The following is a 20,743-nucleotide window of genomic DNA, read 5'->3' on the forward strand; positions in this document are numbered from 1 at the left end:
GCTTGCCCGCCCTCCTCATTTCGCTATAGCTCAGGGGACAGCGAGAGGAGTTTGCGATGGCCGAATACGATCCCGACAACATTTTCGGAAAGATCATCAAGGGCGACATTCCCAGCCACAAGGTGTTCGAAGACGACGATACCCTTGCCTTCATGGACGTGATGCCGCAATCGCGCGGGCATACCCTGGTGATCCCCAAGACAGGCTCACGCAACCTGCTCGATGCAGACCCGCAGGTTCTCGCCAACCTGATTCAGAAGACACAGAGGGTCGCGCGCGCCGTGATGGCGGCGATGAAGGCGGATGGTCTGCGGATCATTCAGTTCAACGAAGCGCCCGCCGGTCAGACGGTGTTTCACCTGCACTTCCACATCATCCCCATTTACGACGGCGTGGCCCTCAAGCCCCATTCGGGCGCCATGGCCGACGCCAAGGAACTCGCCGATCAGGCCGAGAACATCCGTTCCGCACTTTGATTGTGGAAAAGCCTGTGGACGACAGCGGGAATAACTCCGGGGAAAATTTCCGGAGCCGTTGATCCAAGCCCTTGAAAAACAAAAGCGGCCCGCCATCGATGGCAGGGCCGCTTTCTATCGGATCGCGCTGTGGATTACTGCGCTTCGACCTGTGCAAAAAGGGCGTCGATACGCTCCTGCGCACCTTCGGGCACTTCAACGGCCTTGGCTTCTTCGAGATTGACCGGATCGCCGACGACGATCATGGCAACCATGCCCATCATGAAGTGCGGGTCGCAGCGAACGCCATAAACACCCGGCTCATCGAAAGTGATGGTCAGGCGCTCATCGATTTCGCCGGTGAACGGCTCGGCACCCTCAGGCAGCATGCCGTCGATGGTGGCCGCGTTGTGGAAAGCGTCGGTCGGAACGAACGTTACGGTATCGCCCGGCTCGATCTCCAGGAACGCTGGCTCGAAAACCATCATTTCACCATCGCTGCCCTCGTTGAGCATTTCGATCTCATGATCGGCAGCCATCGCCATGGGAATGGCAAACGCGGAAAGGGCCAGCGCCACAACAGCACTCTTGAAGATACGCATTCGAGTCTCCTTTATAATATGACAACTCGCGTCATGTTTTAGCCCCCATCCCATCAAAAAACAAGCCGACGCCCGAAGGCGTCGGCTCAGCCATTTAACGAATGATCACGAGTTCTGTTCCGCGTCCTTCGGCTTGGATTTCCGCGCGGGCTTCTTGCCGCCCTTGGGACCGGTGATCGCCTTGGGACGCGCGGGACGCGGCGGTATGGAGACCAGTTCGAGGCGTGCCTCGTTCCCCTCGCCCACCACGGTCACCTTGACCGAACCGCCCTTCTGCAAGAGGCCGAACAACACCTCTTCGGCCAGCGGCTTCTTGACGTATTCCTGGATAACGCGGCTCAACGGACGCGCACCCATCTTTTCGTCATAGCCGCGAGTGGCCAGCCAATCGGACGCCTCGGGCGTCAACTCGATGGTGATGCCACGTTCGGCGAGCTGACCTTCGAGCTGGAGAATGAACTTTTCCACCACGCGGTTGACCGTCGAGGGCGGCAGCGGGGCGAACGAGATGATCGCGTCGAGCCGGTTCCGGAACTCGGGCGTGAACATCCGGTTGATCGCTTCTTCATCGTCACCTTCCTGACGCACGCGGCCGAACCCGATCGGCGATTTCGCCAGCTCGGAAGCGCCCACGTTGGACGTCATGATCAGGATGACGTTGCGGAAATCGACCTGCTTGCCCGAATGGTCGGTCAGCTTGCCGTGGTCCATGACCTGAAGGAGGATATTGAAGAGGTCCGGATGGGCCTTTTCGATTTCGTCGAGCAGCAAGACCGAATGGGGATGCTGATCGATGCCATCGGTCATCAGTCCGCCCTGGTCGAATCCGACATAGCCCGGAGGGGCACCGATCAGGCGCGACACCGTGTGACGCTCCATATACTCCGACATGTCAAAGCGCAGCAGTTCCACGCCGAGCGTATCGGCGAGTTGCTTGGCGACTTCCGTCTTGCCGACGCCGGTGGGACCGGTGAAGAGATAGGAGCCGATGGGCTTTTCAGGTTCACGCAAACCGGCACGGGCCAGCTTGATCGCGGACGAAAGCGCGTCGATGGCCTTATCCTGCCCGAACACCACCCGCTTGAGGTTGGTTTCCAGATTGCCGAGCAGTTCGGTATCGGATTTGGACACCGATTTGGGCGGAATCCGCGCGATGGTGGCGACAGTCGCCTCGATATCCTCGACGTTGATCAGCTTCTTGCGTTTGTCCTCTGTCACCAGCATCTGCCGCGCACCGGTTTCGTCGACCACGTCGATGGCCTTGTCGGGCAACTTGCGGTCGTTGATGTAGCGAGCCGAAAGCTCGACGGCGGCCTTGAGCGCGTCATCGGTGTATTTGAGCTTGTGGTAATCCTCGAAATAGGGCCGCAGGCCCTTCATGATCTCGATAGCGTCTGGGATCGTAGGCTCGTTGACGTCGATCTTCTGGAAACGACGCACCAGGGCCCGGTCCTTTTCGAAGAACTGGCGATACTCCTTATAGGTGGTCGAGCCGATGCAACGGATCGCGCCCGAAGCCAAAGCGGGCTTGAGAAGGTTCGAAGCATCGAGCGCACCGCCAGAAGTCGCGCCGGCGCCGATCACCGTATGGATCTCGTCGATAAAGAGGATGACGTTATCCTTCTTTTCGAGCTCCTTCATGATCGCCTTGAGGCGTTCCTCGAAATCGCCGCGATAGCGGGTGCCGGCCAGCAACGCGCCCATATCGAGCGCATAGATCACAGCGGTTTCCAGAACCTCGGGAACGTCACCCTCGATGATGCGGCGCGCCAAACCCTCGGCGATGGCGGTCTTGCCCACACCGGGGTCGCCCACATAGAGCGGATTGTTCTTGGAGCGCCGGCACAGCACCTGAATGGTGCGTTCGAGCTCGGTGGCCCGGCCGATCAGCGGATCGATCTTGCCGGCCCGAGCCTTGTCATTGAGGTTGATGCAGAAATCGGCCAACGCCGAGCTTTGCTGCGGCCCGGCTCCGCCGCCGCGTTCCTGCTCACCCTCAAAGCCCGAGCCGCCCTCTTCCGCCCCGCGCACGGGACGGTCGGCACCACGACCCGATTTCGCAATGCCGTGAGAAATGAAATTGACGGCATCGAGCCGGGTCATGTCCTGCTGCTCGAGGAAATAGGCGGCGTGGCTCTCGCGCTCGGCAAAGATCGCAACGAGCACGTTGGCCCCGGTCACTTCCTCGCGGCCGGACGATTGAACATGGATGACGGCGCGCTGGATGACGCGCTGGAACGCCGCCGTGGGGCGGGCGTCCTGTCCGTTGGGAACGACGAGGCTGTCGAGTTCCTCGTCGATGAATTCCTCGAGATCGGTCCTAAGGGCTTCGATGTCGACATCGCAACCGGTCAGGACCGAAATCGTATCGCGATCTTCCGTCAAGGCGAGCAGCAGGTGTTCGAGCGTCGCAAACTCATGGCTACGCTCCCGGGCCAAATTCATGGCCTGATGCAACGCCTTTTCGAGACCGCGAGAGAATGAAGGCATGTTGGTATCCTATTGCTTTTCCATCACGCATTGCAGCGGATGCTGGTTTCGGCGCGCGGCGTCCATGACGCGGGTGACCTTGGTTTCGGCCACCTCGTACGGAAACACCCCGCATTCCCCCACACCTTGATTATGGACGTGCAGCATAATGCGCGTCGCATCCTCACGGGATTTGTTGAAGACCTCCTCCAAAATGAGGATGACGAACTCCATGGGCGTGTAGTCGTCATTGAGCAGCAGCACACGATAGAGGCTGGGCTTTTTGGTCTTGGGCCGGGTCTTGGTCACGACGCCGGTTTGCCCTTCGCCCTCATCATCGCTATCGCGCCCGCCATCTCCTGGGCCGGCCAGAACGGCAGGCCACGCAAGCGGACCTCCGCGGCGCAGCAATCGGTTTTCAGGAGAGTGAGCAAGCATTTTCAAGAGTCTTCGTCCCAAATCGTCAAAGGCAAGACGGCCCCATTATGTAGGCAAAATCTTGATCATGTTAAGGGGCGAAAAGGCGATCAATCAGGTGTGAACCATGACGCACGAAATTTGCTGCAAGTTTTAAGCACTTTACCGATTTGTAACCGCATCGCCCTATCGTGACCCACAGTTGGGGATTGTGCGGCGTGCTTTTCGGGGGACGGGCGCGGACAATCCAGAGATTGAGTAACGGTGCGGCGTTTTTCGTGCCGGTCCAGTAAAGAGTTGGAGTATCGGGTGCCGACCCTACTGCGTATCGATTCCGCACGCGCCCCTTTTGCGCGCTTCGTTCTATCGCTTTTCATCGCCGCGATCACCATTGCGGCCTTGTCCATTCCTGCCTCTGCCCAAAACGTGCCGCGCGCTTATGCCGGCATTGCAGTCGACGCCAAGACCGGCCAGGTCCTTTATCAGGACAACGCCAACGACCTGCGTTATCCCGCCTCGCTCACCAAGGTGATGACGCTCTATATCCTGTTCCAGGAATTGGAAGCAGGCCGGCTTCGCCTCGACAGCAAGCTTTCGGTTTCGGCGCACGCAGCAGCGGCGGTTCCCACCAAGCTCTATGTCCAGCGCGGTTCGACCATCAAGGTCGAAGACGCCATCAAGGCTCTCGTGACGCTTTCGGCCAACGACGTGGCCCGTGTCATCGGTGAAAACATCTCGGGCACCGAGAGCAAATTCGCCGAACGCATGACGCAGACGGCGCGTGCCCTGGGCATGAGCCGCACGACCTACAAGAACGCATCCGGCCTTCCCGACAGCGGCCAGGTGACCACGGCGACAGACCAGGCGATTCTGGCGCGCGCCATCTATCTGCACTTCCCCGGCTATTACGAATATTTCCAGACCCGTAGCTTCACCTACGGCTCCAAGACCTACGGCAATCACAACGCATTGCTCGGCCAGAACGGCGTCGACGGCATCAAGACCGGCTACATCAACGCCTCCGGCTACAATCTGATGACCGCGGCCCGCTCGAACAACCGTCATATCGTCGTGATCGGCCTGGGCTTCAACACCGGTGCGTCGCGCAATGCCCGGGTGGCCGAACTGGTACGTGAGTATCTTCCGGATGCCCGTCAGGGCGATTATTGGCGCGAAGCCATGATCCCGCGCCCCACCCTGCTGGGCAATGGAATTGCCGTGGCATCGGCTGGAGCAGCCGTGCCGCTCAACCGCCTGCCGCCCGTGCGCCCGGTCAGCCTTCTGCCCGTCATCACAGAAGAGCAGGCCATGCAGGTGGCCGGCCTCACGCCGGAAACCTCGAACCAACCCGAAACGATCCCCTTCCAGGTCGTGTCCGCCGAGGATATTCCCTCCCGACCGGGTGATAACGCCCTCGACCAGGCCACCTATGTGGCGACGGGGGTAATGCCGTCCGACCAGCCGGTCTATCCCGCCAACGACCCCATCGGCGCCTGGATCGCCGAGACCATGAAGCTGGGGCCGGCCCCTTCGGATATCACCGCGCAGCCCGGACAGATATTGATCCCCCCTGCTCCGATCGCGCGTCCCGAAGGGCTTGAAGTCGATATGATGAGCACCAACGCCTCGAACACCGTGCCGGCCGGCGGCTGGATCGTTCAGGTCGGCGCCGCCGACAGCGAGGATGGCGCCAACGATATGCTCTCCGAAGCGACCCAGACCTATGACCAGTTGGCCAACCTGCGGAGCTATGTCGAAACTTTCGAGCGCAATGGCGTCACTTACTACCGCGCCCGCTTCGCAGGATTTGCCGACCGCACCCAGGCGCGCACCACTTGCGATGCCTTGGCCACCGCTTCCATCAACTGCCTCACAGTACAGGGATAATCCCCTCGCCCTCTCGACAATTGGCGCAAGTGTATGGAGTAGCCCAATGAGCGAATGGAACCGACTGTCGGACCTCAGCCAGTTCGAACCCCGCTCTCCCCTCGCCTCGCAGGACGACGCGGTGCGCAGCGAAGCGCTGCGCTCGCTGATGCGCGGGCTGGAGCCACACAAGCCGGTGCGGCGGCGAATGTCCGACATGCTGTCGGTCGTGCTCGCACTATCGGCCCGCACGCGGCGCGTGGTGCTGCCTCGCGTTTCGATCGACGTCGATGTGTTCGATCCCAACGGCAAGCGCGCCCTGCGCATGTACCTCCCGCACGACGAATAATTCCCTTCCCGCCTGCTCGCCGAATTGGAGCAGGAACGGAGTAAAGCTCTCCGCGTTGCTGAACCACACCCGACGCGGAGGTTCAGCATGATGCTCGAAGGCAGAATCGCACTGGTCACGGGAGGCGGTTCGGGCCTCGGCAAGGCCAGCGCCCTCAAACTCGCAACCGACGGCGCCGATATCGCACTTCTCAGCCGCAGCAAGGAAGAGGTCGATCGGGTCGCCACCCAGATCGCGAACCTGGGCCGCAAGGTTCTTCCCCTCTACGCCGACATTTCCGACACCTCGGACATGCAATCCGCTTTCGACCAGATTACCGAGACGTTCGGGCGACTCGACATCGTCTTCGCCAATGCCGGCATCAACGGCACCTGGGCGCCGATCGACGAGCTCCCCATCGAGGATTGGGACACGACCATCGCGGTCAATCTCCGAGGCACGTTCCTGACCCTGCGCCACGCCGTTCCGCTGATGAAGGAACGCGGCGGCTCGATCATCATCACCTCCTCGATCAACGGAACGCGCACATTTACGACCGCCGGTGCCTCCGCCTATTCCACCACCAAGGCAGGTCAGTTGGCGCTGGCACAGATGACCGCGCTTGAACTCGCCAAATACCGTATCCGGGTCAACGCCATTTGCCCCGGCGCCATCGAGAGCGAAATCGATGAAAACACCAATCGGCAGAACGTGGAAAAGGCCGCAGTGCCGGCGAAATATCCAAAGGGCGAGATACCGCTCACGGGGGGCGAACCGGGCAAGGCCAAGGACGTGGCCGACCTGGTCTGCTTTCTGGCGTCCGATGCGGCGCGCCACATCACGGGCACGCCGATCTGGATCGACGGCGCGCAATCGCTGCTGGTTTGAACGTTAGACAGTTCCGGCGAGAAGGTGCGGGTCCGGCGAGGTTTTTGTCTCGGAGTTTCGATTACGCAGGTCGAGATTGAGCACCTCGGCCAACAGACGGTATTCCTGACGCGCCCCGATATGACTCATGGTCGGCGCGCCGCCCAAGGCTTCGGAATCGAGAGGATCGAAAACGGTCATGCCGATGGGAAAGAGCGAGCGGAAGATCACGCGTTCGGCAATTCCCTCGGCGACGCGGCACCCTACCCGCTCGGAGATATTTTCAAGCCCGGCGCTCATGAGACGCGCATTGCGCGATTTGAGCATCGACATGCGGTTGCGCACCAGAATCCAATCGATAGTCCGTCCGTCGATCGCCAGCCGCTCACGCCGGGAGCGCTGGACGAGCCGCGTATAGTGGCTCAGTTCCAGGACGGCGCCGGTATCGGGCTCTATCCGCGCGATGACGTCGAGATCGATCAGGCTGTCGTTGAGCGGGGTGATCAATGTATCGGCCAGGGAATGGGCGATGCGCGTGAGATGGGTATCGAAGCCGGGCGTATCGATGATGAGGTAATCGACCTGCGTTTCGACCTCGGCGACGGCTTGGCGGAACATCTCGAAATCGAGACGCGCATTTTCCTCGACCGACTCGCTGCGCGTCTGGGGCAGATGGAAATGGGTCGGATGCGGTACGTCCAGGCCGTGGACCTTCGCCCATTCGCGACGGTTTCGGACATAGGTGGTGAAGGTATGCTGGCGGCTGTCGGCGTCGATCGTCGCAACCCGGAAACCTTCATAAAGGAGGTGGACGGCCAGATGGATGGCGGTTGTCGATTTTCCCGAGCCCCCCTTCTCATTGCCCAGAACAATCACATGCGCGTTGGATCGCTGCATTCTCGTTATCTCCGAACCCCGACCGGCCCCACGGCGGGCACAGAATGTGTGCTTCGCGTCAGCGGCACAAGGGCGTATTTACCCTCGTCCAGAGAGCTTAGTTTGCATTTGATTTAGATTTTATAAACGAATTGGCCGGTGCCAAATGTGGCGCCGGCCAGCGATTCGCACTTGGTGTTCGCTTAGATCCAATACGGCGGAACACCGTAATAGGTGTAGATATCCATCGCGCGCTGGCGATCGTTCCATTCGAAATCATCCTCGGCATCATAGCGAGGCGCCTCGTCGAGCTCGGCCTTGGAAAGATCGGTGCGATAGCCGCCGATGCTTTCGTCATAGGTCAGCTTGGCCCACGGAATCGGATAGTGATCGTCGCCGATTCCGAGGAAACCGCCAAAACTCAGGACGGCATAGGCGACCTTGCCGCTCAGCTTGTCGATCATCACCCGCTCGATGGTGCCGATCTTTTCGTCATCCATGCCGTAAACGGCGGTTCCTTCCACCTTGTCGCTGCCGATGAGGTTTCCGGACTCGCGGCGGTCAAGGTCTCGGGCGCGAAGCCCATTGTCAGTTGTCGGATCCATGGTCAGTCTCCGTTGCTGTTTGCACGCGGAGTCAACGAACGAGAATCCCGAACGTTCCTGAATTGCTGTGTGGATCATCGCGCTCGGAGAGAGACTAAATCAGCCCGAGCTGCGCCAGTTCCTCCGCCATGCCCTCGGGCGGCGCTTCCTCCCCCGGCCGCCCCAGATCGGGCGGTGCGTCCTTGGCGGCAAGATAGCGCCACCCCTGGAACGGGCGACGCGGATAGGGAGTGGTGCGGATCAGTTCGGGTTCGAGAAGAATGTCGCAGCACGAACGCCCTTCGGCGTCGGTGGCGGCCTCTAGACCGGCGATGAGCTGGCGGCAGCGTATGACGCCGCCCATCACCCAATAGAGCGAACCCCGACCGACGATCTCGTCGGCCTTTTTCGGCATCATCCGGGTGCGATGTACGTTAAGGCCATCCGGTCGGCCAAACCCCTGGGCGCGGCGCTGGGCACGCCACTCGGCCAGTTCCTCGACGGAAGAAACGCCAACGCACAGCTTGATGATATGCATATCGATCCGGGAAAAAATTAATGGGGCGACCGTTCACCGGGCACCCCATCATTGTACTTGACCCAAGTCTCTACCGAAAGGCCGTATCAGGCGCCGGCAATGACCGAGACAATGAAACCGAGCGAGATCAAGCCGACACATGTCCAGCTTGCGGCTCGCCAGCATACGGCCTTGGATTGGCTACGCATGCAAGCTCCTTGTATTGTTGCACTCCCGACGCCAAGCCTTCAGGCCTGCGCGCCGGAAACGCTTAATTAACTATCGCGACGGCATTCGACAAGCCATGTTTGCGCCACATTGGTGCAAATCTCGCTTGCGCCGGACGCATGGCGGCGAATCACTCAAAACAGCCCGAACCACAACCCCGCAAGGGTAAGAAAGGCAAAAAAGCCGATGACGTCGGTCAAAGTCATCACGAAGGTCGAGGACGCAACGGCCGGATCGACGTTGAGCTTTTCGAGCGCCAGCGGGATCAAAATACCGCAACCGCCGGCAACGATCATGTTGACCAACATTGCCATGCCGATCACCAGACCCAGCGAGACATCGGAAAAACGGAAGGCGGTGACCAGCCCCAGAAGCACGGCAAAAACCACACCATTGGTGAGGCCGACGAGCAGTTCGCGCCGGATGAGACGCCGCGTACTGTTCTTATCGAGTTCCTTTTGCGAAATGGCGCGCACGGTCACCGTCATGGTCTGCGTGCCGGCTACGCCACCCATGGAGGCGACGATCGGCATGAGCACGGCCAGAGCCACCATTTGCTGAATGGTGCTATCGAACAGCCCGATCACCAGGGACGCCAGCGTGGCCGTAAAGAGGTTGACGAGAAGCCAGGTCGCCCGGCTGCGCACCACGCCGGGTACGGTGCGCGAAATGTCTTCGTCGCCCACGCCGCCCAGACGGTGGATATCTTCGGCCGCCTCTTCATTGATGACGTCGACGATGTCGTCAATGGTCAGGACACCCACCAGCCGCTTGCTTTCGTCGACGACGGCCACTTCGACCTGGTCGTATCGCTCGAAGATGCGCGCCGCCTCTTCCTGATCGAGCGCCGCATCGATCTGGCGTACCTGAGTGTTCATGATCTCTTCGATCCGCGTAGCGCGCTGGGAGCGCAATATACGGTCGAGAGGGATGGTGCCGAGAAGATTGAACCCAGGGTCCACCACATAGATCTGGTAGAAATCGTCTGGCAGATCGCTATCCGTACGCAGATAGTCGATCGTCTGCCCGACGGTCCAGAACGGCGGAATGGCGATAAATTCGGACTGCATCCGCCGGCCGGCGGACTCCTCGGGGAAATCGAGGCTGCGCTTGAGCGAGATACGCTCGAACACAGGCATCTGCTCGAGAATCTCGTTGCGGTCCTCTTCCTCGAGGTCTTCGAGGATGTAAACGGCGTCGTCGCTGTCGAGGTCGGCCATGCCGCGCGCAATGTCGGCGTTCGGCAGCTCTTCCATGAGCTCGATACGGACGGAATCATCGACTTCGGTCAGCGCGGAATAATCGAATGCATCGCCCAGCAGCTTGACCAGACGCACGCGATCTTCCGCCGGTAGCGCCTCGATCACATCGCCCGTTTCGGACTCGTGAAGCGGCTCCATACGCGCCCGCAGGGCAGCGGCGTCGCCGGCCTCGATTTCAGCGTACAGGGCCTCATACCAGTCCTGCCGCAGGCGGCCGTCTTCGTCGTAGATGGTGTTCTGATTGGGCTCGGTATCCGGGTCAGCCGATGCAGGATTGTCCATTGCAGCTCTCCTTCCCGGTTGGCGCAAGCGCGACTCTCTGGCTCAACTTGGCGTAGCGCATCCGCTCGCGCTTTGCCACTGCACAACGCTCATCTTACCGACCTGCCTGCACAATTTGGCCCCGCTCGCACTTCGGCGTTGTCGCCAAGCTGGGCTACAGCAATGTGACAGACGCTGCGGCGGCCTTTGCAATTTTTCGGCGCGACGTTATCTAACGCGGACAATGAGTTCAGATGCCATCCTAGACCCCGATTATTTCGACGCCGATGTCGTTGACGTCGCGCGCCGGCTCATTGGCGCGATCTTTCTGGTCGATGGCGTGGGGGGGACAATCGTCGAGACCGAGGCCTACGCGCCCGACGATCCCGCTTCGCACAGCTTTCGCGGCCCTACCCCGCGCAATGGCTCCATGTTCGGAGAACCGGGCACCGTCTATGTCTATCGCAGCTATGGCATCCACTGGTGCGCCAATATCGTCTGTCGCCCCGGATGCGCCGTGTTGATCCGCGCCCTGGCACCGACGAGCGGCATCGAAAGGATGGCCGCCAGACGCGGCCTCGATGAGATTTATAAACTCTGCGGCGGCCCGGGGCGTCTTACGCAGGCGCTGGGGATCGACGGTGGCCATGACGGCGAAAGCTTATATAAGCCGCCCTTCATGCTGAGCCCGCCACCGCTTCAGGGACCCATCGTCACCGGGCCCCGCATCGGCATCACCAAGGCCGTGGACCTGCTCTGGCGATTTGGCCTGCCGAACAGCAAATACCTTAGCCGTCCGTTCAAAAGCAGCGGCCCCTCACCGAAGTAAGGGGCCGCGCACAAATCCAATCGAGCGCTGTCAGGCCTGGATGACCACGACGCGGCTGCCGGTCGGCACGCGCTCGTAAAGATCGATGATGTCGTGATTAAGCATGCGGATGCAGCCCGACGACATGGCCAGGCCGATCGACTGCGGCTGGTTGGTGCCGTGGATGCGGAACATCGTGTCCCCGCCATTGCGATAGAGATAGAGTGCGCGCGCGCCCAGCGGATTGTTGGGGCCGCCCGGCATGCCGTTTCTGTACGGCCCATTGGTTTCCGGATCGCGCCGCAGCATGTTGGCGGTCGGCGTCCAGTTGGGCCATTGGGCCTTGCGCCCGATATATGCGTTTCCGCGCAGAGCCAGCCCTTCCCGGCCCACGCCCACGCCGTACCGCATCGCCTTGCCGTCGCCCTGAACCAGATAAAGGAAACGGCTGGGCGTATCGACGACAACGGTGCCCTTGGCATGGTTCCCATCATAATCAACCGTCTGCCTGCGCAGTTCGGGCTTGATCAGCCGTGCATTGAAACCAGGCACGGGAAACGGCTCATCGGTGATGGGACCGTAAGCACTGAGCATTGAACTGGTGCCCGTGGTGCTACGTGTGGTGGAGGAACACGCGGCCAGGAGAAGTGGAAGGCCGATAAGAAACCCGCGTCGCGTCAGACTCATCGATAGTTACCCAAGCAAAAGAATCAACAATATGGGTCAAGATTAACCATAAGAGTTAAAACTTCTCTCACCATAAATGAGGCGCATCGGCGCCCAAATGGCCGTCGCTTTCATTGCATCGCCGCACAGAAGCAAATCTGCAACACCTATCGAAGGGGCACCCGAGCCAGCCGGAAGCGAGAAACAAAAATCCTGGTGCTGCGTTATCGGATGCGGTTGATTGACCTTCAGCAATCGCTGAGCCGCCTGCGTATGCCCCCAAGTAACGCAGGCGGCTTATTTTATCTCCTGCGCTCCTCCCGGACGGTGATATCGAGCCTTTCCTGCGGCCATGTGCTAATGTGGCAGTGTCCGGAAGGCCGCCGCACGTGCGACAAATCGGCACTGCGACGGCACTGTGGCAGCGCCCCGAACCACAAATGCCTATCTAGGAGGCGTTCCAGGGAGATAAATGGCATGATGACTGATACCCCCACATGGAAATCCGGCCTGCTTGGCAGATGCCCGCATTGCGGTGAGGGGCATTTGTTCGCCGGTTTTCTGCGGATGCGCGACAAGTGCGAGGTGTGTGGCCTCGATTATAAGTTTGCCGATCCGGCGGACGGACCGGCCTTTTTCGTGATGATGTTCGGATGCATTCCCGTTGTGATCTTCGGGCTGTGGATGGAAGTGTCATTCCGGGCGCCGATGTGGGTGCATCTGGTGACCACGCTGCCTCTGCTCTTTCTGACATGCGTCCCCCCGCTCCGCCCGATCAAGGGCCTGCTGATTGCCCACCAGTACAAGAGCAAGGCTGAAGAGATTCGGGCCGACCAGCGCCTTCATTGATGCTAATTCCACCGGTCGCTGCAGGACCGGACGTATAAAGCCACTCACCATGAAGCCATGGGAGTGGCTTTTTCTTTGGAAGCGAACGCCATTATCCCGCGTCAACGGGACGGTACAAATCGCTATTGTCTTTGGGATTTCGCGAGGAACCCAGAGAGATGGTGCGGTCGAGAAGACTCGAACTTCCACGGGAGTTACCCCACAGCGACCTCAACGCTGCGCGTCTACCAATTCCGCCACGACCGCACTGTCTGGGGAATGCTTGCGCCCTTGGGGCGAAGCGAGGCTGCATGTAGCAAATGGTTTTGCGTCCCTCAAGAGCTATTTGAGAGAATGGGGATAAAGTTTTGCCCGGCCCAGCTCAGGCGGGCTTGATGACCTTTTCCGTCACCACCACATTGAGCTGGCCGTCATCAACCTGCACCTCGCCCTTGGCGATCAGGGTATTGTTGGCATAGATACGCATGGGATCGTTTTCGAAAGCGTCGAGTTCGATCACCGCGCCGCGGCCCATGCGCAGCAGATGATGGATCGGCACTATGGCGGCGCCGAGTTCCACGGAGACGTCGATTTCGATGGTTTCGAGCGTATTCATACAAGATCCGGCTGACGGGGATAACGCCGCGCAGGGGAATCGTTCCGGCTCCCACCGTGCGCCTGCAACATTGAATTGCCATGGTTAGTGAAGCGTTAAGAACCGAAGCCCCCCAGCCATCCGCAAGTGCGCCCATGCTGCGCACCGACGGAATACCCGCCGATTGGACGATTGCCGACCGTCTCGTCCCCTACCCGACCGCGCTCGAAACGATGCGGGAGCGCGCCCGGGCCATCGCCGCCGGCGAGGCTGGCGAAGCGCTCTGGCTGCTCGAGCACCCGCCGCTCTATACCGCCGGCACTTCCGCCAAAAGCGAAGATCTGCTGGTTCCTGACCGTTTTCCCGTTTTCGAGGCCGGACGCGGCGGGCAGTTCACCTATCACGGGCCCGGCCAGCGGGTTGTCTATGTCATGCTCGACCTGCGCGAGCGCGAGCGCGATATTCGTCGTCTGGTATCGGGGTTGGAAAACTGGGTGATCGACACCCTCGCCGCTTTCAACATAAAGGGCGAAAAGCGCGACGGGCGGATCGGCGTCTGGGTCCGGCGGCCGGAAAAAGGCCCGTTCGCCGAGGACAAGATCGCCGCCATCGGCGTGCGCGTCTCGCGCTGGGTGAGCTTTCACGGCATTTCGCTCAATGTCGCCCCCGATCTCGACCATTATTCAGGTATCGTGCCCTGCGGCATAAGCCAGCACGGCGTGACGAGCTTTGAGGATCTGGGCCACCTCGTGAGCATGGAAGAGGTGGATCTGGTTCTCAAATCCACCTTCGAGAAACACTTCGGCCCAGTCAGGGTTGCCTCCGCGCTGTGAGCGCGACAAGGTGCATTTAACGATTCCAGGGATGCAAAAGGACGACGAAATGCGGTTCGATGACCTGCGCAAACTCGCCACGGGCAATGTGCTGTTCAACCTTCGGCGCATCCTGTCGCCGCGGCTGGTGACCATCCTCTATCTGCTCGGGCTGGCCGGAATTCTGGTTTGGGCGGTTCGCCATTTCTTTTCCAGCTTCCGCTTCGGTTTCGGCAACGGACTGTGGGGCCTGCTCGAGATTGCCGTTTTCGGACTTCTGGCTTTCGTCGCGCTTCGGATCGTCTGCGAGGGCGTGATCGTGTTCTTCCGTTCCCATGCGGACGAAGGCGAAATCCTCGAACCCGAGCACCCCAACACCTCCCTGCTCGATGAGGTTCGCGACGCGATCGAGGAACTGGCCGAGCGCGAGCCGGACCGTATCGAGCCCGAAGCACCCTCGCCCGTCGCCCCGGCAAGACCTGCGGTGACGCCGCAACCTGTGCCGACGCCAGTTGCCGAGGAGCCGGCAATCATGGACGATCCCGAAGCGCCCAAGCCGAGCGAAAAACCGGACGAAGCGCCCTCAAAGACAACGCCCGAGACTTGAAATCGGCGCGCCCTGCCCTCAAATCATGGCTGGCTTGAAGCGCGCGAAGATTGACCTTTGCGCGCTTTCCGCTATGACACGCGCTAATTCACGCGAGTTTCGATCCCGTTGGCGCCGCCTACTTCCGTGCGGCGCCTTTGGCAATCTCGCCATTGCAAGGATTTGATGGACGCCCATGAGCGCGCCAATGCAGAACGCCCCCAAGATCGGCCTCGTGAGCCTGGGTTGCCCCAAGGCTCTGGTGGATTCCGAACGCATCCTCACCACCCTGCGCGCGCAGGGCTACAGCTTCTCGCCCTCCTATGAGGGCGCGGACGTCGTGATCGTCAACACTTGCGGCTTCCTCGACAGCGCCAAGGCCGAGAGCCTGGACGCCATCGGCGAGGCGATCAACGAAAACGGACGCGTCATCGTTACCGGCTGTCTGGGCGGCGAGGAAGAGCTGATCCGCAAGACCCATCCGGGGGTTTTGGCCGTGTCCGGCGCCCATCAGTACGAAGCCGTTGTCGAGGCCGTCCACGAAGCCGTGCCGCCCGTGCCCAACGCCTATGTCGACCTGGTGCCTGAACAGGGCCTGCGCCTGACCCCGCGCCATTATGCTTATCTCAAGATTTCAGAGGGTTGCAACAATCGCTGCACCTTCTGCATCATCCCCTCGATCCGCGGCGATCTCGTTTCGCGACCCATCGCTTCGGTGCTCTATGAGGCCGAACGGCTAGTGAAAGCCGGGGTCAAGGAGATCATGGTGATCTCGCAGGACACCAGCGCCTATGGCGTGGATCTCAAATACGCCACCTCTCCCTATCGCGGCCGTCAGGTCGAGGCGCGTTTCCAGGCGCTTGCCGAGGAACTGGGACAGCTCGGCGCATGGGTTCGCATGCACTATGTTTATCCCTATCCGCATGTGGACCATGTGATCCCCCTGATGCGCGATGGGGTGATCCTGCCCTATCTCGACATTCCCTTCCAGCACGCCAGCCCGCAGGTGCTCAAATCCATGCGGCGGCCGGCCAATCAGGAAAAGACCGCCGACCGCATCCGCAAGTGGCGCGAAATCTGCCCTGACCTCGCCATCCGCTCTACCTTCATCGTCGGCTTCCCCGGCGAGACGGAAGAAGATTTCGAGATGCTGCTCGACTGGGTCAAGGAGACCAAGATCGACCGCGCCGGCGCTTTCCCCTACGAGCCAGTGACCGGTGCCAGGGCCAACGATCTGGGCCTCGATGAAATCCCCGACGAGGTCAAGCAGGAGCGCTATGGCCGCCTGATGGAAGCCCTGCAGGAGGTTTCCGCCGAGCGCCTTGCCAGCCGCGTGGGCCGCACTATCGACGTCCTGGTGGACGACGTGGAGCCCGAAGAACAGCGCGTCATCGCCCGCTCGCAATGGGATGCGCCCGAGATCGACGGCAATGTGATCGTCGAGAATGCCACGGGCATCAAGCCCGGCGACATGATCTCGGTGACAGTGGTGGATTCGGACGAATATGATCTCTACGCCGTCCCGGCTGGGACCGTGCAGTGAACCATATTGCCTATGACGTGCCGATGGGTGACGGCCTGCTGAAACTGGGCCGTAACCCGCTCGTCATGGGCATCCTCAACGTCACGCCCGACAGCTTTTCGGATGGCGGTGAATTCTCCCAAGTGGAAGCGGCCGTGGCGCACGCGCGGCAACTGGTGGCCGAAGGCGCCGATATTCTCGATATCGGCGGAGAAAGCACCCGGCCCGGATCGGAAGAAGTGCCGGTTCAAGACGAGCTGGACCGCCTGCTGCCCGTGCTCGACGCATTGGCCGGAGACGGCTTCGACACGCCCATTTCCGTCGACACCTACAAGGCGCTGGTGGCTGATCAATCCATCCAGGCCGGGGCAAAAATCGTCAATGATGTATGGGGCCTACAACGCGATCCCGAAATTGCCGATGTGGCGGCGCACCATGGCGTGCCGGTCATTGCCATGCACTGGGACACCGAGCGCGACACCGCGCGCGATATCGTCGACGAGATGAAGCGCTGGCTGGAGCGTTCGATCGATATCGCGCTGAAGGCGGGCGTGGCGCGGGAAAAAATCATTCTCGATCCCGGCTTTGGCTTCGCCAAATCATTCGAGGAAAACTACAGCCTGCTCAATCGCCTGGACGAATTGCACGCGCTCGGCTTTCCCCTCCTCGTCGGAACCTCGCGCAAGCGCATGATCGGCAACCTCCTCGACGTACCCCCTCGCGAACGCGTCGCCGGAACAATTGCCACCTCGGTTCTGGGCTATATCAAGGGCGGCCACATCTTCCGCGTTCATGACGTGCGCGCCAATCGGGACGCCTTGCGCGTTGCGGCGGCCACACTTTATGGTCCACCTGCCACAGGGGAATAAAGCGATGACCCAGTTCGCCGATAGCGACCGCATCATATTGGCCGACCTTGCTTTTTACGGCTATCACGGCGTGATGCTGGAGGAGAACAAGCTCGGCCAGCGCTTCCGCATCGATCTCGAGCTGGGCCTCGACATGACCGAGGCCGCGCGGACCGACGAGGTCGCTTTCACGATCTCCTACGCCGATGTTTACGACCTGGTCAAAGAAGCCTTCGAGGAGAAGCGCTTCAAGCTGATCGAGGCGCTTGGGCACCATATTATCGTGCGGCTTTTCGGGCATTTCGACCGGCTTGACTGGATCAGGATCAAGGTTCGCAAACCCGAAGCCCCCCTGCCCATCGTCGCTGGCGAAGCGGCGATCGAGATGCTCAGGACGCGGGATCAGGTGTGATGGCGCGTGCCGTTCTGGCGCTGGGCGCCAATATGGGCGACCCGACGCGTCAGATCGAGCAGGCGATTGAGGCTATTGCGGATCATCCGCAAAATTCGCTTTTGAAACAAAGCACAGTGATCGTCACCCCACCCTGGGGAAAAACCGATCAGGCCGAATTCCACAATGCTGCCGTGCTGATCGAAACCACCCTCGAACCGCTGGAACTGCTGGACTTCTGCCTTGCGACGGAAGCCGAAATCGGCAGAGTGCGGGTGGAGAAATGGGGCCCGAGGGCCATCGATATCGACGTGATTGCCTATGACGATCTCGTGCTCGAATCCGAACGCCTTACCCTACCCCACCCTTATGCCCATGAGCGCGATTTCGTGCTCGATCCGGTGCGCGAAATCGCACCGGAGATTGCCGATTGGCTCGTGAATCGAACGAGCAGGAAATCAGGCTAAGAGCCTGATAACATTGGCCGCCGCGTCGAATTCCCGCCAGCGCTGCTTGCGCTTTTCGGAGGCTTCGTAGTCCTCGCCCCAAAGGGAAATCTGATAGTCCTCGTCCACATGCGCCGCGGTCCATGCAGCGTCCGGATTAACCAGCTTCTCGCGCAGGGCCATGGTTAGAAGTCCGGAGCCCGTAAGGCCGGTCATAGAAACCATCGCCGTGGCCGGCAAGAAGTGCAGATCGGTGAGCGACGCCTTGAGGCGCGAGAGCATTTCCGGAGATTGCTCCTTGTGGAGTATCCCCACAGTGGGCTGAAAACTTACGGAAAAATGGCGCGCGAGCTTAACCAGGACATCGTCCCAGAACTCATCCTGCCGCGCAACGAGCTCTCGCGGCGAGTCCGCTCGATAGAGCAATAGATCGTTGCCGGCGTATTTGATGATCTCATCGACAAGCGCCGCCTGAGCCTCCTCACCGGCTTCGACGGCGGAGTTCACGAGCTTGACGTGCGGCATGGTATCGGGATCGATGAACTCGCCCTGCGCCTCCCATTCGTGCCGCATAAACGAGGCGAGTTCGGCGTTTGTGGTCGTAACGCTCTTGCCTGTTGGGGTTTTCGTGACACGATTGTTCAAGGTGACGGTATAGACGCCGTCGTCTTCCCTCACCTCGACCGAATCGTAGAACCGCTTAGGCAGTTCGACCAACCGATCTTTCTGCTGGCGGCCAGCACCGGCGTCCTGATGGCTGAGGGCATCTTCGAGAAATTCGCGCATCAGCTCAGAACCTTTTCAATGGCGTCGTCGAGATCGGCGTAATCATCGATGATGATATGGGCGCCAGCTTCCTCGAGTGCAACACGGGCGTGATAGCCCCAGGTGACGCCGATGGTTCGGGCACCGGCGGAACGACCCAGTTCCATATCGAATGTGGTGTCGCCGATCATGACGGTCGCGGCCGGGTCGATGCCGGTCTGGGCGCAGGCCCGCAGAATCATGCCGGGGTGCGGCTTGGAGGGATTGTGGTCGGGTGTCTGCAGCGTCACGAAATGATCGGACAGCGCATGAAGCGCAAGGATGCGGTTGACGCCGGTAAGCCCCTTCCCCGTGGCGATGCCCAAGAGCGATGCTTCATGCGCGCGGAGGCGCGCGAGGGCCTCGAGCGCGCCGACATAAAGCGGCTCGTGGCGCTCGCCGGTGGCCAGCATGGCCCGGTAATGGCCGCGATAGGTATCGGCCATCGCCAAAGCGAGCTCGGGATCGCATCCGGCAAGATTCTGCATGGCAATTTCCAGCGATAACCCGATGACCGAATGGGACATTTCGCGCGTGGGCTCGCTCAATCCGTGATCGCGGAACGTCGTCGCCATGTTCTCGGCAATGATCGCGCCGGAGTCGATCAGGGTACCGTCCATGTCGAACATGATGAGGCGAGGTTCGGACATCAGGCGTCATCCTCCGGATCGACATTCTGGGCATCGTACTGGTTGGCGTCGAAACCCAGAACGTCGAAGGTCTTTTTCATATGGGGCGGCAGCGGAGCGGTGATGTCGAGGCGCTTGCCGTTTCTCAGGGGAAGCGCCAGACGGCGGGCGTGAAGATGCAGCCCCTCGCCCACATCATCGGGGCGTTCCCAATTCCAGTTGTCGAGCGTGTTGTAGCGCGGGTCGTCGAGGATCGGGGTGCCCAACTCCATCATGTGCACGCGCAACTGATGGGTGCGGCCGGTGACGGGCTTCAAGGTGACCCAGGCGAAATGGTTGGCGGCGGTGTCGGTGACCGAATAATAGGAAACCGAGTGCTGGGCGCCCTCGACGCCATTGTCGACCACCACCATCTGCTCGCCATCCTGGGTCGACTGACGGGTGAGAAAGCACGAAATGCGGCCCTGGCGCGGATTTGGGACTCCGATGGTCACGGCCCAATAGATCTTGCGGGCCGAGCGCGAGCGGAACACCGTGCCGAAATGGCTGGCGGCGGCACGCGTCTTGGCGACCAGCAGACAGCCCGAAGTGTCGCGATCGAGGCGGTGGACAAGGCGCGGCGGCTCACCCTTCTTGTTGGGCAGCGATTTCAGCATGCCGTCGAGATGGCGCTTGGTGCCCGACCCACCCTGCACGGCAAGGCCATGAGGCTTGTTGAAGACATAGACATCATCGTCTTCATAGATGATCAGATCGCGCAAGAAGGCTGCGTCTTTTTCGTTGACGCGCGGTTTGTCCGAGGGCGGGGGCATGTCGCCCAAGGGCGGCACGCGCACGGTCTGCCCGGCGACCAGCCGCGTATTGGTCTGCACGCGCCCGCTATCGACGCGGATCTGGCCCGAGCGCAGGAGCTTCTGCAACCGGCCGAAGCTCAGCTCGGCGAAATGGACGGAGAACCAGCGGTCGAGCCGCATTCCGTCCTCGTCCCGCGCCACTTCCCGCAATTGCACACCGCTCATCGAAATAACCTCTATTCGTTCGGGACCTTCTAGCGGGAAATGGGAGCGCCGTCACGC

At 60.7% G+C, this 20,743-nt stretch carries 24 protein-coding genes and 1 tRNA gene; 12 read left to right on the forward strand and 13 right to left on the reverse strand.

The window, feature by feature from the left end; translation table 11 throughout:
• Positions 1 to 56: 56 nt before the first annotated feature.
• Entirely contained in the window at positions 57 to 476 is a 420-nt protein-coding gene (locus tag V4T21_RS08215; RefSeq protein ID WP_332715334.1) for an HIT family protein, read from the forward strand.
• 134 nt (positions 477 to 610) lie between these two features.
• On the opposite strand, the gene V4T21_RS08220 is transcribed toward V4T21_RS08215, so the two are convergent.
• The 3 genes from V4T21_RS08220 to clpS form a co-directional block, all read right to left on the reverse strand.
• Entirely contained in the window at positions 611 to 1,057 is a 447-nt protein-coding gene (locus V4T21_RS08220) for a pseudoazurin (protein ID WP_332715336.1), read from the reverse strand.
• Positions 1,058 to 1,162: 105 nt separating this feature from the next.
• The gene (gene clpA, locus V4T21_RS08225) at positions 1,163 to 3,547 is read right to left on the reverse strand and encodes an ATP-dependent Clp protease ATP-binding subunit ClpA (protein WP_332715338.1); all 2,385 of its coding nucleotides are present in this window, start codon (positions 3,545 to 3,547) and stop codon (positions 1,163 to 1,165) included.
• A 9-nt stretch (positions 3,548 to 3,556) separates the two neighbouring features.
• Positions 3,557 to 3,964 (reverse strand): ATP-dependent Clp protease adapter ClpS, encoded by a 408-nt coding sequence (clpS, locus tag V4T21_RS08230; protein WP_440589641.1) that lies wholly within the window; start codon positions 3,962 to 3,964, stop codon positions 3,557 to 3,559.
• A 288-nt stretch (positions 3,965 to 4,252) separates the two neighbouring features.
• On the opposite strand from clpS, the gene V4T21_RS08235 reads away from it, so the two are divergent.
• From V4T21_RS08235 to V4T21_RS08245, 3 genes are all read left to right on the forward strand, one after another.
• Positions 4,253 to 5,830: a serine hydrolase gene (locus V4T21_RS08235; RefSeq protein ID WP_332715343.1), complete on the forward strand. Its 1,578-nt coding sequence runs from the start codon at positions 4,253 to 4,255 to the stop codon at positions 5,828 to 5,830.
• Positions 5,831 to 5,876: 46 nt separating this feature from the next.
• Positions 5,877 to 6,158 (forward strand): hypothetical protein, encoded by a 282-nt coding sequence (locus V4T21_RS08240; protein WP_332715346.1) that lies wholly within the window; start codon positions 5,877 to 5,879, stop codon positions 6,156 to 6,158.
• 87 nt (positions 6,159 to 6,245) lie between these two features.
• Positions 6,246 to 7,025 carry an SDR family oxidoreductase gene (locus V4T21_RS08245; protein ID WP_332715349.1) on the forward strand — a complete coding sequence of 260 codons (780 nt, stop codon included), beginning with the start codon at positions 6,246 to 6,248 and terminating at the stop codon, positions 7,023 to 7,025.
• Positions 7,026 to 7,028: 3 nt separating this feature from the next.
• Here the strand turns inward: V4T21_RS08245 and V4T21_RS08250 are convergent, their stop codons facing one another.
• The 4 genes from V4T21_RS08250 to mgtE form a co-directional block, all read right to left on the reverse strand.
• On the reverse strand, positions 7,029 to 7,901 hold the full coding sequence (locus V4T21_RS08250) for a division plane positioning ATPase MipZ (protein WP_332715351.1): 873 nt from the start codon (positions 7,899 to 7,901) through the stop codon (positions 7,029 to 7,031).
• A 182-nt stretch (positions 7,902 to 8,083) separates the two neighbouring features.
• The gene (locus V4T21_RS08255) at positions 8,084 to 8,485 is read right to left on the reverse strand and encodes a PRC-barrel domain-containing protein (RefSeq protein ID WP_332715353.1); all 402 of its coding nucleotides are present in this window, start codon (positions 8,483 to 8,485) and stop codon (positions 8,084 to 8,086) included.
• A 94-nt stretch (positions 8,486 to 8,579) separates the two neighbouring features.
• Positions 8,580 to 9,002, reverse strand: coding sequence for a DUF1489 family protein (locus V4T21_RS08260; RefSeq protein WP_332715356.1), 423 nt, complete (start codon positions 9,000 to 9,002; stop codon positions 8,580 to 8,582).
• A gap of 341 nt (positions 9,003 to 9,343) precedes the next feature.
• On the reverse strand, positions 9,344 to 10,753 hold the full coding sequence (mgtE, locus tag V4T21_RS08265; protein WP_332715359.1) for a magnesium transporter: 1,410 nt from the start codon (positions 10,751 to 10,753) through the stop codon (positions 9,344 to 9,346).
• Between the two features lie 223 nt (positions 10,754 to 10,976).
• Here mgtE and V4T21_RS08270 point away from each other — a divergent pair, with 223 nt between their 5' ends.
• Positions 10,977 to 11,561, forward strand: coding sequence for a DNA-3-methyladenine glycosylase (locus V4T21_RS08270; protein WP_332715361.1), 585 nt, complete (start codon positions 10,977 to 10,979; stop codon positions 11,559 to 11,561).
• 30 nt (positions 11,562 to 11,591) lie between these two features.
• Here the strand turns inward: V4T21_RS08270 and V4T21_RS08275 are convergent, their stop codons facing one another.
• The gene (locus tag V4T21_RS08275; RefSeq protein WP_332715363.1) at positions 11,592 to 12,227 is read right to left on the reverse strand and encodes a L,D-transpeptidase; all 636 of its coding nucleotides are present in this window, start codon (positions 12,225 to 12,227) and stop codon (positions 11,592 to 11,594) included.
• 456 nt (positions 12,228 to 12,683) lie between these two features.
• Here V4T21_RS08275 and V4T21_RS08280 point away from each other — a divergent pair, with 456 nt between their 5' ends.
• Positions 12,684 to 13,055 (forward strand): DUF983 domain-containing protein, encoded by a 372-nt coding sequence (locus tag V4T21_RS08280; RefSeq protein ID WP_332715365.1) that lies wholly within the window; start codon positions 12,684 to 12,686, stop codon positions 13,053 to 13,055.
• A gap of 159 nt (positions 13,056 to 13,214) precedes the next feature.
• Here V4T21_RS08280 and V4T21_RS08285 read toward each other — a convergent pair.
• Both V4T21_RS08285 and V4T21_RS08290 read right to left on the reverse strand, forming a co-directional pair.
• Positions 13,215 to 13,301, reverse strand: a tRNA-Leu gene (locus tag V4T21_RS08285).
• A 115-nt stretch (positions 13,302 to 13,416) separates the two neighbouring features.
• Complete coding sequence (locus V4T21_RS08290; protein ID WP_332715367.1) at positions 13,417 to 13,650, reverse strand: FliM/FliN family flagellar motor switch protein; 234 nt, start codon at positions 13,648 to 13,650, stop codon at positions 13,417 to 13,419.
• A gap of 134 nt (positions 13,651 to 13,784) precedes the next feature.
• On the opposite strand from V4T21_RS08290, the gene lipB reads away from it, so the two are divergent.
• The 6 genes from lipB to folK all read left to right on the forward strand — a co-directional run bounded on the left by lipB (position 13,785) and on the right by folK (position 18,255).
• Complete coding sequence (gene lipB / locus V4T21_RS08295; protein WP_332715370.1) at positions 13,785 to 14,462, forward strand: lipoyl(octanoyl) transferase LipB; 678 nt, start codon at positions 13,785 to 13,787, stop codon at positions 14,460 to 14,462.
• A 31-nt stretch (positions 14,463 to 14,493) separates the two neighbouring features.
• A complete protein-coding gene (locus V4T21_RS08300; RefSeq protein ID WP_332715372.1) occupies positions 14,494 to 15,048 on the forward strand; it encodes a DUF4282 domain-containing protein in 555 nt (184 codons plus the stop codon).
• A gap of 187 nt (positions 15,049 to 15,235) precedes the next feature.
• Complete coding sequence (gene rimO / locus V4T21_RS08305) at positions 15,236 to 16,570, forward strand: 30S ribosomal protein S12 methylthiotransferase RimO (protein WP_332715823.1); 1,335 nt, start codon at positions 15,236 to 15,238, stop codon at positions 16,568 to 16,570.
• Positions 16,567 to 17,418 carry a dihydropteroate synthase gene (folP, locus tag V4T21_RS08310; protein ID WP_332715375.1) on the forward strand — a complete coding sequence of 284 codons (852 nt, stop codon included), beginning with the start codon at positions 16,567 to 16,569 and terminating at the stop codon, positions 17,416 to 17,418. The genes rimO and folP overlap by 4 nt, the downstream gene beginning before the upstream one ends.
• Positions 17,419 to 17,422: 4 nt before the next feature.
• Positions 17,423 to 17,809 carry a dihydroneopterin aldolase gene (folB, locus tag V4T21_RS08315; protein WP_332715378.1) on the forward strand — a complete coding sequence of 129 codons (387 nt, stop codon included), beginning with the start codon at positions 17,423 to 17,425 and terminating at the stop codon, positions 17,807 to 17,809.
• Positions 17,809 to 18,255 (forward strand): 2-amino-4-hydroxy-6-hydroxymethyldihydropteridine diphosphokinase, encoded by a 447-nt coding sequence (folK, locus tag V4T21_RS08320; protein WP_332715380.1) that lies wholly within the window; start codon positions 17,809 to 17,811, stop codon positions 18,253 to 18,255. The genes folB and folK overlap by 1 nt, the downstream gene beginning before the upstream one ends.
• Here folK and V4T21_RS08325 read toward each other — a convergent pair.
• From V4T21_RS08325 to V4T21_RS08335, 3 genes are read right to left on the reverse strand one after another with little or no spacing between them, the layout of a single operon-like run.
• Positions 18,247 to 19,020 (reverse strand): ATP12 family chaperone protein, encoded by a 774-nt coding sequence (locus V4T21_RS08325; RefSeq protein ID WP_332715383.1) that lies wholly within the window; start codon positions 19,018 to 19,020, stop codon positions 18,247 to 18,249. The genes folK and V4T21_RS08325 overlap by 9 nt on opposite strands.
• Positions 19,020 to 19,688, reverse strand: a complete 669-nt coding sequence (locus tag V4T21_RS08330) for an HAD-IA family hydrolase (protein WP_332715386.1) — start codon at positions 19,686 to 19,688, stop codon at positions 19,020 to 19,022. Before V4T21_RS08330 ends, V4T21_RS08325 begins: the two co-directional genes overlap by 1 nt.
• A complete protein-coding gene (locus V4T21_RS08335; RefSeq protein WP_332715389.1) occupies positions 19,688 to 20,686 on the reverse strand; it encodes an RluA family pseudouridine synthase in 999 nt (332 codons plus the stop codon). The genes V4T21_RS08330 and V4T21_RS08335 overlap by 1 nt, the downstream gene beginning before the upstream one ends.
• Positions 20,687 to 20,743 lie beyond the last annotated feature (57 nt).

It is taken from the genome of Pelagibacterium mangrovi, assembly GCF_036662815.1.
Taxonomy (GTDB): Bacteria; Pseudomonadota; Alphaproteobacteria; order Rhizobiales; family Devosiaceae; genus Pelagibacterium; species Pelagibacterium mangrovi.